Here is a 12561-nt window from a genome sequence, read left to right on the forward strand (position 1 = left end):
GTTTTATAAGAATGTTTCTTTGCCTATTTTAACAGCATAAGCTTTAAAAAATCAATTTTTTTTAGCATCTTGCTATCTTAAACTAAAATTTTAACTAACTAACATATATTATGAAGAAATATCTTCTATCTTTTCTTACTTTAATTTCACCATTTATAAATTTTGCGCAAGATGCACAAGAGGTTGGTATTGATCAAAAAATTGACCGAGTTTTTGGAAATGCAACAGGATGGTTTGTAGACCTTATATTCTATCAAATTGATTTTGGAGGAGATGTGAAAATATTTTGGGTGTTGTTTCCATTAATATTAGGAGCATTATACTTTACATTTTACTTTAAGTTTATCAATTTCACTAGTTTTATTACTTCTATTAATATTGTTAGAGGTAAGTATGACGATTTAGATCACAGAGCGAATCATAAAGTAGAAAATGAAAAAACGGACTTTACAGATGATGGAGATAATCCAGATACAATTAGAGTAGAAGGGCATGAAGGAGAAGTAAGTCACTTTCAAGCATTAACAGCAGCATTATCTGCAACCGTAGGTTTAGGAAATATTGCTGGAGTTGCAATTGCAGTTTCTATTGGTGGAGCAGGAGCTACATTCTGGATGATTGTTGCAGGATTTCTTGGAATGGCATCTAAATTTGTAGAATGTACACTAGGTGTAAAATATAGAGATATTGGAGAAGATGGAACCGTTTATGGTGGACCAATGTACTACTTAACTAAAGGGTTAAAAGCAAAAGGACTTGGAGGTCTAGGAAAAGTATTAGCCGTTTTATTTGCCATATTTGTAATTGGTGGTTCTTTTGGAGGTGGAAACATGTTTCAAGTAAACCAAGCCTTTCAACTAGTGCAAAGTATTACAGGAGGAACAGAATCTTTCCTATATGGTAGAGGATGGTTATTCGGAATCGTTATGGCGGTACTAGTTGGTATTGTTATTATTGGAGGAATTAAAAAGATTGCTAAAGTAACCGATAAGATTGTACCATTTATGGTTGCTATTTATGTAGCTGCTTCTTTATTTGTAATTCTTGCAAATTACCACATGGTTGGTGATGCTTTTTCACAGATATTTAATGGTGCATTTAGCCCAGAAGGAATGGCTGGTGGAGCAATTGGTGTATTAGTGCAAGGATTTAGACGTGCAGCATTCTCTAATGAAGCTGGTGTTGGTTCTGCATCTATTGCACATTCTGCAGTAAAAACAAACTATGCAGCAAGTGAAGGTCTAGTTGCTTTATTAGAACCATTTATTGATACGGTTATCGTTTGTACAATGACCGCTTTAGTATTAATTATTACAGGTAATGTAACGGCAGCAAACGCAGGATTAAATGATGCACAAGCTATTTTATTAACTTCTGGAGCATTCGAATCTGCTATTTCATGGTTCCCTTATGTATTAACGGTGGCAGTAGTATTGTTTGCATTTAGTACGATGATCTCATGGTCTTACTATGGTTTTCAAGGTTGGGCTTACCTTTTTGGTAGATCTAAAAAAATGGAATATGCATACAAATTAATTTTCTGCGTATTTGTAGTTATTGGTTCTGCAGCAAGTTTAGGTTCTGTAATTGGTTTCTCCGATGCGATGATTTTTGCAATGATGGTTCCAAATATGATAGGATTGGTATTGTTAGCGCCAAGAGTGCGTGAAGAATTAATCAAATATAAAGACGCTATAAAAAATAGAATTTCAGAAGATTAAATATTTTTTGTAACTTCATCTAAACTAAACTGTTTAAGATGAATGCTTTTAAATCCCATTTCGTGTTTACTAAAAAACAACGAAATGGGATTTTTCTATTGTTGGCAATCATTATTGCTTTGCAATGCTTTTCCTTTTTTAGCGATTTTTCTTCGGAAGAAATTCCGGTAAACCAAAAGCAACTTGCTCTTTTTAAAAAGGAAATGGATTCGCTTCGTATACTAGAAATAGAAAAGCGTAAACCGAAGATCTATCCTTTCAACCCTAATTTTATTACCGATTATAAAGGGTACACTTTAGGAATGACTAGCGAAGAGATTAATAGATTGCTTCAGTTTAGAAAACAAAATAAATGGGTGAACTCAGTGAAACAGTTTCAGCAAGTCACTAAAGTTTCCGATTCCCTTTTAAATAAAATCTCCCCGTTTTTTAAATTCCCAGAATGGGTTACCAACCCCAAACCCAAAACATATACTAATTATAAAACAACAAACTATTCTGATACACCAAAAACATTTCAGCAAAAAACAGATTTAAATACCGCAACTGCTAGTCAATTACAACAGGTAAGAGGAATTGGCGAAGCATACTCTAATCGCATTGTAAAATATCGAGACAAACAAAACGGCTTTATTGCAGACGTACAACTGCAAGAAGTATACGGACTAAAACCAGAAGTCATTTCACGTATTACTAATGATTTTACCGTAAAAACACCAAAAGCAATAGATAAAGTATCTGTAAACAAAGCGACAAGAGATCAGTTAGTAAATATACCGTATATAGATTACGAAGTTGCGCATCAAATTATGGAACAAAGAGTCTTACGGGACGGTTTTCAATCTATTGAAGAATTAACAAAAGTTAAAGGCTTTCCGGTTAAAAAAATTGAGATAATTAAATTATATTTGACTCTAAATTAGAATATAATAAAAAATCAACTTTATGAACAACATGTACTTCACCGAAGAGCATCAATTATTTAGACAAAGTTTACAAGACTTCTTAAAAAAAGAAGTGGTTCCACATATAGATAAATGGGAAGAAACTGGAACGGTAGAACGTTTTATTTGGAAAAAATTCGGAGATATGGGTTTCTTTGGTTTAGCATACCCTGAAGAATATGGAGGATTAAACTTAGATTTATTCTACACCGTTATATTGTTAGAAGAATTACAAAAAATAAACTCTGGCGGATTTGCAGCTAATATTTGGGCACACACCTATTTAGCAATGACCCATGTTAATAAAGAAGGAAGTCACGAAATAAAAGAGAAATATTTAACAGCAAGTATAGCAGGAGACAAAATAGGTTGTCTTTGTATTACAGAACCTTTTGGAGGATCGGATGTTGCAGGAATGCGTACAACAGCTATTAAAAAAGGAGATACCTATGTTTTAAATGGTTCTAAAACATTTATTACAAATGGTGTGTATAGTGACTATTTAGTAGTTGCTGCTAAAACAGATCCAGACGCAGGACATAAGGGAATGAGTATGTTTATCATGGATAGAGATACCCCAGGAATCTCTGCGACCAAACTTGATAAATTAGGTTGGAGAGCAAGTGATACTGCCGAAATTGCTTTCGATAATGTAACCATTCCAGCAAGTAATTTAATGGGTGAAGAAGGAAAAGGTTTTCCGTATATCATGCAACATTTTGCTTTAGAGCGTTTAATTATGGGAATTAATGCACATGCAAGAGCAGATTATGCTTTAGAGTATGCAAGACAATATATGAGTGAACGTACCGCATTTGGTACAACGATAGATAAGTTTCAGGCATTACGTCATAGCTTTGTAGATCTTTATGCCGATATGGATATGTGTAGAGAATATAACTATTCTGTAGCCAACAGACTTAATAACGGCGAGTATGTGGTAAAAGAAGCAACGATCTCTAAATTGAAGTCTACAAAAATGGCAGATGACGTTGCATACCAATGCATGCAATTTTTAGGAGGTTATGGTTATATGGAAGAATATCCAATGGCACGACTTTTGCGTGATAGTAGACTAGGACCAATTGGAGGAGGAACAAGTGAAATCCTTCGTGAGATTCTCGCTAAAATGGTAATTGATAAGAAGGAGTATAAACCTGCTGCAAAATAAACTGATTATTATTTTAGCGAAAATTATAGAATAATTTTGCAAAAATGGTTATCGATAAAAAAGAATATAAACCTGCAGCTAAATAATTTTATTAACATTTTCGTTAAAATGGTATCCCTATTTTGATAAAATGGTAATAGATTCCAAAGTATATAAACCTGCTGAAAAATAATTTCAGTAGTATTTTAAAAATCGCTACATTGTTTTTTTACAAAATAATGTGGCGATTTAAGAATCTATCAAGGTGAAATACTAATTAGTATTCCAAATCGTTAACTAAATAAAACGGCCCTAAAACTATTAAATTTATACTATGCAATTTAAAAACACAAAACAATTAGTCGTTGTAGCCTTACTTTTTTTCGGACTTACAAGTTATGCGCAAACCGAACTTAAAAATACCGTTGTAGATACTTTAGATTCTTTTCCTATTGCAAGCGCAAGTGTCTATATTAAAAATACAACGATTGGTACCGTAACCAATATTGATGGTAATTTTGTTTTACAAGTGCCACAAAAACACGAACAAGACACGCTAGTTATTTCTTCTATTGGTTATTCTACATTTAAAATTCCAATTCAATCCTTTGATAATGCAACAGTAATCTATTTGAATGAAGAGCAAGCGTCTTTAGATGAAGTGGTTTTAATAGCAGAAGCAAGACCAACAACAGGAAACGAAATTGTGGTGAAAGCAATTAAAAAGCTAGATCGAAACCTTCCGGATTCCTCATACATTCAAAAAGGATTTTTACGACATAAAGAACGTAATAAAAACGAATTTAAATGGCTAATAGAAAGTGCAATAACCGTATACGATTCTGGTTATGCCGCTAGTAGTGCAGACCATTTAAAAATTAATGTAGATCAAGTACGTAAAAGTTATGACCTTCGTGATATAGATAGTTTGTTCACTTTTGCATCCTATAAAAATCAAAATACAAGACAGAAACTTAAAGCAAAAGACATTAGTAGAAGATCAGTAACTACAGAGCAATTGCTAGCAGCTATTAAATGGAATGATACCAGAATTAACGGTTTACAAAACCTTTTTCAAGGAAAACTAAACTTGCTACGTAATGCAAATAATGCAAAAGCACTGTTTGGCGATAACATTTTAGATACGCATCAATTTAAATTAGATACAATTCTTGTAGATAATGAGCGTAAACTATATAAAATAAAAATTGAAGGCTCTAAAGACTTTGTTGGTTTAGATACCAAAGGTGTTTTTAATCAAGGCTATCAAGCAGAAGGTTGGATTTATGTGTACTACGATAACTACGCAATCAAGAAAATAGAATACAATCTAGTAGCAGCTTCCGATGCGCAAAAAGACAGAAGTAAACGACTTTTCGATACGCAAACCAATCATAAGTTGGTTATTACCTATATAGAGTATAAAGATAAAATGTATCCAAACTACATCTATTACGAAACACCAAAATTGGTGAATGTAGGAATGAAACCGTCTTTAAAGATTTCAAAAGTAGAAGAAGCGCGTTACAATAAAGAAGAACGCTACTATTATACCGTGCAAGAAATTTTATTCTCCGAAATTATTCTAGACAAAGACGAAATAGCAAACCTACAACAAGAAGATTGGGATCCGGATATCTTTGCGCCAAAACCGTATAATAAAGAGTTTTGGAAGAGTTACAATGTTTTATTAGAAAGTGAAGAAGACGAACAACTTATTTTAGATTTAAGCAAAAGAGCGTCTTTATATAAAGATTAGATTTGTCATTAATAGGCTATTTATGGCAAATGCTACTGCGCGAAAGCTTCGTAGCACCACGCTTTCACTACTCGCTTTTTTATGAAAAATAAAAAGAGCTCAAACAAACCGTTCAATCCTTTTTGCGGAACATCGCGTAAGCAGTAAAACGCTTTTTAAATTATTAAATATTTATTTTTTAAGCGATAATTTTGTGTTTTTATAGTTTTTTAATGTTAATTTTTAGGTATTTATCAACACGATAACGTTTTCGTTGGTGATTCTGTTTTGGTAATAGGTGGTTATGATGTAGCTTCATAACTTATTATTAACCAAAACCGAAAACCATATGAAAAATTTCAAAATCAGCTACCTCATACTTTTATTCCTATTCACATGGAGTTGTACCGAAGAAGATGTGCAACTAGAAGATCAATCTGCAACAAAAGAGGTGCCGATAATGCAATCTGCACAACGCGAAGGTTTAAAGCCTATAGGTTCTGGAGTAATGATGCAAGCTTTTTATTGGGATGTTCCGGCAGGTGGAACATGGTGGAATACCGTAGACTCCAAAGTGCAAGATTGGAGCAACGCCGGAATAGATGCTATTTGGTTGCCGCCAGTTTCTAAAGCGCAAAACGGACCATTTTCTATGGGCTATGATCCTTTCGATTATTTTGACTTTGGAGAATATAACCAAATGGGAAGTGTAGAAACTCGTTTTGGGTCCAGAACAGAGCTTACAGATATGATAGATAATGCACACCTAAACGGATTGAGTGTTATTGCAGATATTGTAATAAATCATAATAGCGGTGGAGCGAGTGAGTATAATCCATATACAGGAGGAAACACTTGGACAGATTTTAATCCGCTTTCTGGAAATTTTCTTCGTTCGGCAACAGACTTTCATTCCAATAACGTTCATGCTAATGATAGTGGTGCATTTGGTGGGTTTCCCGACTTATGCCACGACCAAACGTATGTGCAAGGTTGGTTATGGAAAAACGCAAATAGTGTAGCAAAATACTATAGAGATGTGATTGGTTTTGATGGGTGGCGTTTTGATTATGTTAAAGGTTTTGAACCTTGGGTGGTTAAAGAATGGAAAAATGAAGTAGGTGGTTTTTCAGTGGGTGAATATTGGGATAGTAATGTGTCTACCTTAGATTATTGGACTGGTGCAGCAGAGGCAAGTGCTTTTGATTTTGCTTGTTATTATAAAATGAAAGATGCATTTATGGGTAATAATCTAAATGCTTTAAATGATAATATGCTTTGGAAACAAAATGCATCTAGAGCAGTAACTTTTGTAACGAATCACGATACAGACGAAATTACAAACAATAAAATATTAGCATATGCGTATATATTAACCCATGAAGGATATCCTACAATGTTCTATAAAGATTATGAAGAATGGTTGAATAAAGAACGCTTAAATAACTTAATCTGGATTCATAATAATTTAGCTGGGGGAACAACAAACATCTTACATGTAGATACCGATGAATATATCGCCAAAAGAAATGGTTCTAATAATAATGGTTTAGTGGTTTATATAAACAATTCAGATTCTTGGCAAGAACGATGGATAGAAACCAATTGGTCTAATACCATAATTAAAGATTATACAGGACATTCTACTTGGGCGCCAACTACGCAATCTGGTAAGTGGGTGAAAATACAAGCACCACCTAGAAGTTATTCGGTTTGGTCGGTAAAATAAATAGGAGGTAAAAAAAAGATAAAGTCCTATTAGTTTAAAGCTAGTGGGATTTTTTTTGCTTTAAAAATTATTTCAGATAAAACTTTAGTACATTTAACTATTAACTATTAACTATTAACTATTAACTGCAATAATGCCATTTCAAGCCTTCATAGATTATCTTTTATTAGAAAAAAATTATTCTAAGCTAACCGTTAAAGCCTATGAAAATGATTTGTCAAACTTCTTAACGTTTAATGCGGCGCAATTTGATCAAGAAAGTATAGAAGACGCAAACTATTCACAAATAAGAAGTTGGATAGTCTCTATGGTGGAAGGAGAGATTTCAAACAGAAGTATCAATAGAAAAGTTTCCGCATTAAATTCCTACTATAAATTCCTTCTTAAAATTGGGGAAATAGAAATAAATCCACTCGCAAAACACAAAGCATTAAAAACAAGTAAAAAAATACAAATACCATTTTCAGAAGCAGAAGTAGCAATTGTTTTAGATGAACTTAATTTTCAAGAAGACTTTAAAGGGCTTAGAGATAAGCTAATAATAGAACTGTTTTATTCCACAGGAATTAGACGTATAGAATTAGTACAGTTGCAGTTAGGGGATGTTGATGTTTCTAATAGAACATTAAAAGTGCTTGGTAAGCGTAATAAAGAAAGATTTGTGCCTCTGTTGGAATCCGTTATACAAACCATAAAAAAATATTTAGAAGTAAGAAATCAACTAGAAGTACTAAAAGATAAAGACCATTTGTTTTTAACACAAAAAGGAGTTAAAATTTACGAAACACTTGTGTACCGTATAATAAATGAGTATTTTAGTTTAGCATCTACTAAAGTAAAAAAGAGTCCGCATATATTAAGACATTCCTTTGCAACTCATTTACTAAATCAAGGTGCAGACCTAAATGCTGTTAAAGAATTACTTGGGCATTCTAGTTTAGCTGCAACGCAAGTTTATACACATAACAGTATAGCAGAATTAAAAAAAGTGTACCTAAACGCACATCCACGAAGTAAAAAAAAATAGCATAATTGTTTAACCTATAATAAATTAGAAGTATGAAAGTAAACACGCAATCCGTCAACTTTAATGCAGACCAAAAACTATTAGACTTTGTTCAAAAACGTATGGATAAGTTAGATACCTTTTATGATAAGATAATAAAAGCAGACGTTTTTTTAAAATTAGATAACACCAGCGATAAAGAAAATAAGATTTTTGAAGCACGAGTAAGTGTGCCAGGAGATAGTTTTGTTGTGAAAAAACAATGTAAATCTTTCGAAGAGGGTACAGATGTGGCAATTGCGTCCCTTGAAAGACAGCTAAAAAAGCGAAAAGAGAAATTAAGAGCACATTTATGAAAAAAATATTGAAAAAATGTTTTGAATAATTAAATAAATATATACATTTGCAGTCCGTTAGAAATAGCGGGCTTTTTTTATAGCTAAAAGGCATTAAAAAAAAAGCCGATGTAGCTCAGCTGGCTAGAGCAGCTGATTTGTAATCAGCAGGTCGTGGGTTCGAGTCCCTCCATCGGCTCAAGTTCTTTAACAGAGTGAAATATTTATAATTGGGGAGATACTCAAGCGGCCAACGAGGACAGACTGTAACTCTGTTGTTTTTAACTTCGTAGGTTCGAATCCTACTCTCCCCACTTTTTTAATTGCGATACCAGTAAAGCAGTTTTAAAATGAAGGTTGTAAATATTAAGGATTATAAATAATTGCGAGAGTAGCTCAGTTGGTAGAGCGTCAGCCTTCCAAGCTGAATGTCGCCGGTTCGAACCCGGTCTCTCGCTCTAATATTTAGCCGGTGTAGCTCAGGGGTAGAGCGTTTCCTTGGTAAGGAAGAGGCCACGGGTTCAATTCCCGTCATTGGCTCTTTTTAAAGTATAGTATAGAATAAATTGAACAATAATATAAATAAGATTAAAATAAATTAAACATGGCAAAGGCAACTTTCGATCGTTCAAAACCACATTTAAATATTGGTACTATTGGACACGTAGATCACGGTAAAACAACTTTAACTGCTGCTATTACTAAAGTATTAGCTGATGCAGGTTTTTCAGAAGCAAGATCATTTGATCAAATTGATAACGCACCTGAAGAAAAAGAAAGAGGTATAACAATTAATACTTCTCACGTAGAATATGCAACAGAGAATCGTCACTATGCGCACGTTGACTGTCCAGGTCACGCCGATTATGTGAAGAACATGGTTACAGGTGCAGCACAAATGGATGGAGCTATTTTAGTAGTAGCTGCAACAGATGGTCCAATGCCACAAACACGTGAGCATATCTTATTAGGTCGTCAGGTAGGAATTCCTCGTATGGTTGTATTCATGAATAAAGTGGATATGGTTGATGATGAAGAGTTACTAGAATTAGTAGACATGGAAATCAGAGACTTATTATCTTTCTACGAATATGATGGTGATAATGGTCCTGTAATTGCAGGTTCTGCTTTAGGAGCACTTAATGGGGAACAAAAATGGGTTGATTCTGTATTAGAATTAATGCAAGCTGTTGATGCTTGGATCGAAGAGCCATTAAGAGAGATTGATAAAGATTTCTTAATGCCTATTGAAGATGTATTTTCAATTACTGGTCGTGGTACTGTAGCAACTGGTCGTATTGAGACTGGTGTAGCAAATACTGGAGATCCTGTAGAAATTATTGGAATGGGAGCTGAAAAGTTAACATCTACTGTAACAGGTATTGAAATGTTCCGTCAAATCCTTGATAGAGGTGAAGCTGGAGATAATGCAGGTATTTTATTAAGAGGTATAGAGAAATCAATGATTTCTAGAGGTATGGTAATCTGTAAGCCAGGTTCTGTAACTCCTCATGCTAAATTTAAAGCAGAGGTTTATATCCTTAAGAAAGAAGAAGGTGGACGTCATACTCCATTCCATACAAATTACCGCCCTCAATTTTACGTTCGTACAACGGATGTAACTGGAAACATTGCGCTTCCTGATGGAGTTGAAATGGTAATGCCTGGAGATAACTTAACAATTCATGTTGAGTTAATCCAACCAATTGCAATGAATGTTGGTCTTCGTTTCGCTATACGTGAAGGAGGAAGAACAGTTGGAGCTGGTCAGGTAACTGAGATTTTAGACTAATTAAAAGTTTATAAATAATAGGTAAAGGTGTTCCGTTTTTCGGAACGCCTTCACTTATATTTACGGGTTTAGCTCAGTTGGTAGAGCACTGGTCTCCAAAACCAGGTGTCGGGAGTTCGAGTCTCTCAACCCGTGCAAATACAAATATTATAATGGCAGGAATTGTAAATTATATAAAAGAATCATTTGAAGAATTAAAAAACAATGTGAGCTGGCCTACATGGGCAGAAACACAAAGTTTAACTATTCTAGTAGCTGTGTTTTCTATTATTTTCTCATTAGCAATTTGGGGAGTTGATACAGTTTTTAGTAAAGTTATTGGGTATTATTTTAATGTAATAAACGGATAATTTTAAGATTTATGTCTGAAGGAATTGAGAAGAAATGGTACGTTGTTAGAGCAGTAAGTGGTCAAGAAAACAAAATCAAAGCATATATCGAGAATGAAATAGCTCGATTAGGTTTGCAAGATTATGTAGATCAAGTACTAGTTCCTACCGAAAAAGTAATTCAAATACGTAATGGTAAAAAGGTAAGTAAAGAAAAAGTTTACTTTCCTGGTTATATTATGGTTCAGGCTAATTTAAGTGGAGAGATACCTCACATTATAAAATCCGTAACTAACGTTATTGGTTTTTTAGGGGAAACAAAAGGAGGAGAGCCTGTGCCTTTAAGACAATCTGAAGTAAACAGAATGTTAGGTAAGGTAGATGAACTAGAAGTAGATACCGATGTTAATGTTGCTATACCGTTCACTATAGGTGAAACCGTAAAAGTGATAGATGGACCTTTTAATGGATTTGACGGAAGTATTGAGAAGATAAATGAAGAAAAGCGTAAGCTGGAAGTAATGGTGAAAATTTTTGGAAGAAAAACACCATTAGAACTAAGTTATATGCAAGTAGAAAAAGTATAATAATTGTTACATAAAGATAGATTTTTCTTTTGCTTCCAATAAAAGAAAAAATCGACTAAATTATTTAAAATGGCAAAAGAGTTAGACAAAGTAGTTAAGTTACAAGTAAGGGGAGGTGCAGCGAATCCGTCGCCACCGGTTGGACCCGCTCTAGGAGCTGCTGGGGTTAATATCATGGAGTTCTGTAAGCAGTTTAATGCTAGAACACAAGATAAACCAGGTAAAGTTTTACCTGTGGTAATTTCTGTTTACAAAGACAAATCATTTGAATTTGTAATCAAAACACCACCAGCTGCAATACAATTATTAGAAGCGGCAAAGATCAAGAAGGGTTCAGGAGAACCAAACCGAAAAAAAGTAGCTAAAGTTTCTTGGGATCAAGTGAAAACTATCGCAGAAGACAAAATGGTAGATTTAAATGCATTTACAATTGAATCTGCAATGAAGATGGTAGCTGGAACCGCAAGGTCAATGGGTATAACCGTGACTGGAAACGCGCCAAATTAATCTATAAAAGAAATTTAAAATGGCAAGATTAACAAAAAAGAAAAAAGAGGCTTTAGCAAAAATAGAAAAAGGAAGAATTTATTCTGTTACTGAAGCATCTGCATTAATTAAAGAAATTTCTAATGCAAAGTTTGACGCATCTGTAGATTTAGCAGTTCGTTTAGGAGTAGATCCTAGAAAAGCTAATCAAATGGTGAGAGGTGTAGTATCTCTTCCACATGGTACAGGTAAAGACGTGAAAGTTTTAGCATTAGTAACTCCAGATAAAGAAGCAGAAGCTAAAGAAGCTGGAGCAGATTACGTTGGTTTAGATGAGTATCTTGATAAAATTAAGAGTGGTTGGACAGACGTTGACGTTATTATTACTATGCCTAGTGTTATGGGTAAGTTAGGTCCTTTAGGACGTGTATTAGGTCCTCGTGGTTTAATGCCTAACCCAAAAACAGGTACAGTAACAATGGATATTGCAAAAGCCGTTACAGAAGTAAAAGCTGGTAAAATTGACTTTAAAGTAGATAAAACTGGTATTGTACACGCTGCAATTGGAAAAGCATCTTTTAGTGCTGATAAAATTGAGGATAATGCAAATGAATTATTACAAACATTAATGAAACTTAAACCAACTGCATCAAAAGGTGTTTATGTAAAAAGCATTTTTATGTCTTCTACTATGAGCCCTAGTATTGCTGTAGATCCAAAAATTGGTTAATTAGTTAAAAACTT

12 protein-coding genes and 5 tRNA genes are annotated in these 12561 nt (G+C 33.9%); all 17 read left to right on the plus strand.

What is annotated here, in order from left to right:
• Positions 1 to 110: 110 nt before the first annotated feature.
• The 17 genes from ACVCXO_RS02165 to rplA all read left to right on the plus strand — a co-directional run bounded on the left by ACVCXO_RS02165 (position 111) and on the right by rplA (position 12547).
• Positions 111 to 1721, plus strand: coding sequence for an alanine/glycine:cation symporter family protein (locus ACVCXO_RS02165; RefSeq protein ID WP_452227963.1), 1611 nt, complete (start codon positions 111 to 113; stop codon positions 1719 to 1721).
• 38 nt (positions 1722 to 1759) lie between these two features.
• The gene (locus tag ACVCXO_RS02170; RefSeq protein WP_452227964.1) at positions 1760 to 2644 is read left to right on the plus strand and encodes a ComEA family DNA-binding protein; all 885 of its coding nucleotides are present in this window, start codon (positions 1760 to 1762) and stop codon (positions 2642 to 2644) included.
• 22 nt (positions 2645 to 2666) lie between these two features.
• Positions 2667 to 3836, plus strand: coding sequence for an acyl-CoA dehydrogenase family protein (locus tag ACVCXO_RS02175; RefSeq protein ID WP_452227965.1), 1170 nt, complete (start codon positions 2667 to 2669; stop codon positions 3834 to 3836).
• 313 nt (positions 3837 to 4149) lie between these two features.
• Positions 4150 to 5574, plus strand: coding sequence for a carboxypeptidase-like regulatory domain-containing protein (locus ACVCXO_RS02180; RefSeq protein WP_452227966.1), 1425 nt, complete (start codon positions 4150 to 4152; stop codon positions 5572 to 5574).
• Between the two features lie 328 nt (positions 5575 to 5902).
• A complete protein-coding gene (locus tag ACVCXO_RS02185; RefSeq protein ID WP_452227967.1) occupies positions 5903 to 7282 on the plus strand; it encodes an alpha-amylase in 1380 nt (459 codons plus the stop codon).
• 133 nt (positions 7283 to 7415) lie between these two features.
• The gene (locus ACVCXO_RS02190; RefSeq protein ID WP_452227968.1) at positions 7416 to 8309 is read left to right on the plus strand and encodes a tyrosine-type recombinase/integrase; all 894 of its coding nucleotides are present in this window, start codon (positions 7416 to 7418) and stop codon (positions 8307 to 8309) included.
• A 32-nt stretch (positions 8310 to 8341) separates the two neighbouring features.
• Positions 8342 to 8644 (plus strand): ribosome hibernation-promoting factor, HPF/YfiA family, encoded by a 303-nt coding sequence (gene hpf / locus ACVCXO_RS02195; protein ID WP_055443102.1) that lies wholly within the window; start codon positions 8342 to 8344, stop codon positions 8642 to 8644.
• A gap of 104 nt (positions 8645 to 8748) precedes the next feature.
• Positions 8749 to 8822 (plus strand) — tRNA-Thr (locus ACVCXO_RS02200).
• Positions 8823 to 8855: 33 nt separating this feature from the next.
• A tRNA-Tyr gene (locus ACVCXO_RS02205) sits at positions 8856 to 8937 on the plus strand.
• Between the two features lie 71 nt (positions 8938 to 9008).
• Positions 9009 to 9081 (plus strand) — tRNA-Gly (locus tag ACVCXO_RS02210).
• A 10-nt stretch (positions 9082 to 9091) separates the two neighbouring features.
• A tRNA-Thr gene (locus ACVCXO_RS02215) sits at positions 9092 to 9163 on the plus strand.
• Positions 9164 to 9227: 64 nt separating this feature from the next.
• Complete coding sequence (gene tuf, locus ACVCXO_RS02220) at positions 9228 to 10415, plus strand: elongation factor Tu (protein WP_452227969.1); 1188 nt, start codon at positions 9228 to 9230, stop codon at positions 10413 to 10415.
• 62 nt (positions 10416 to 10477) lie between these two features.
• Positions 10478 to 10550 (plus strand) — tRNA-Trp (locus ACVCXO_RS02225).
• A gap of 17 nt (positions 10551 to 10567) precedes the next feature.
• Entirely contained in the window at positions 10568 to 10765 is a 198-nt protein-coding gene (gene secE / locus ACVCXO_RS02230) for a preprotein translocase subunit SecE (RefSeq protein ID WP_452227970.1), read from the plus strand.
• A gap of 11 nt (positions 10766 to 10776) precedes the next feature.
• A complete protein-coding gene (nusG, locus tag ACVCXO_RS02235; RefSeq protein ID WP_055443104.1) occupies positions 10777 to 11331 on the plus strand; it encodes a transcription termination/antitermination protein NusG in 555 nt (184 codons plus the stop codon).
• 69 nt (positions 11332 to 11400) lie between these two features.
• A complete protein-coding gene (gene rplK, locus ACVCXO_RS02240) occupies positions 11401 to 11838 on the plus strand; it encodes a 50S ribosomal protein L11 (RefSeq protein WP_452227971.1) in 438 nt (145 codons plus the stop codon).
• Positions 11839 to 11857: 19 nt separating this feature from the next.
• Positions 11858 to 12547 carry a 50S ribosomal protein L1 gene (rplA, locus tag ACVCXO_RS02245; RefSeq protein ID WP_452227972.1) on the plus strand — a complete coding sequence of 230 codons (690 nt, stop codon included), beginning with the start codon at positions 11858 to 11860 and terminating at the stop codon, positions 12545 to 12547.
• Positions 12548 to 12561: the final 14 nt, after the last annotated feature.

The organism is Lacinutrix sp. MEBiC02404 (assembly GCF_053601575.1).

What these genes read in the sequence shown, in the direction of transcription:
- ACVCXO_RS02165 (WP_452227963.1), top strand. Translation starts at nt 111, where the DNA reads ATGAAGAAATATCTTCTATCTTTTCTTACTTTAATTTCACCATTTATA.
- ACVCXO_RS02180 (WP_452227966.1), top strand. Translation starts at nt 4,150, where the DNA reads ATGCAATTTAAAAACACAAAACAATTAGTCGTTGTAGCCTTACTTTTT.
- nusG (WP_055443104.1), top strand. Translation starts at nt 10,777, where the DNA reads ATGTCTGAAGGAATTGAGAAGAAATGGTACGTTGTTAGAGCAGTAAGT.
- ACVCXO_RS02170 (WP_452227964.1), top strand. Translation starts at nt 1,760, where the DNA reads ATGAATGCTTTTAAATCCCATTTCGTGTTTACTAAAAAACAACGAAAT.
- ACVCXO_RS02190 (WP_452227968.1), top strand. Translation starts at nt 7,416, where the DNA reads ATGCCATTTCAAGCCTTCATAGATTATCTTTTATTAGAAAAAAATTAT.
- tuf (WP_452227969.1), top strand. Translation starts at nt 9,228, where the DNA reads ATGGCAAAGGCAACTTTCGATCGTTCAAAACCACATTTAAATATTGGT.
- rplA (WP_452227972.1), top strand. Translation starts at nt 11,858, where the DNA reads ATGGCAAGATTAACAAAAAAGAAAAAAGAGGCTTTAGCAAAAATAGAA.
- rplK (WP_452227971.1), top strand. Translation starts at nt 11,401, where the DNA reads ATGGCAAAAGAGTTAGACAAAGTAGTTAAGTTACAAGTAAGGGGAGGT.
- ACVCXO_RS02175 (WP_452227965.1), top strand. Translation starts at nt 2,667, where the DNA reads ATGAACAACATGTACTTCACCGAAGAGCATCAATTATTTAGACAAAGT.
- ACVCXO_RS02185 (WP_452227967.1), top strand. Translation starts at nt 5,903, where the DNA reads ATGAAAAATTTCAAAATCAGCTACCTCATACTTTTATTCCTATTCACA.
- hpf (WP_055443102.1), top strand. Translation starts at nt 8,342, where the DNA reads ATGAAAGTAAACACGCAATCCGTCAACTTTAATGCAGACCAAAAACTA.
- secE (WP_452227970.1), top strand. Translation starts at nt 10,568, where the DNA reads ATGGCAGGAATTGTAAATTATATAAAAGAATCATTTGAAGAATTAAAA.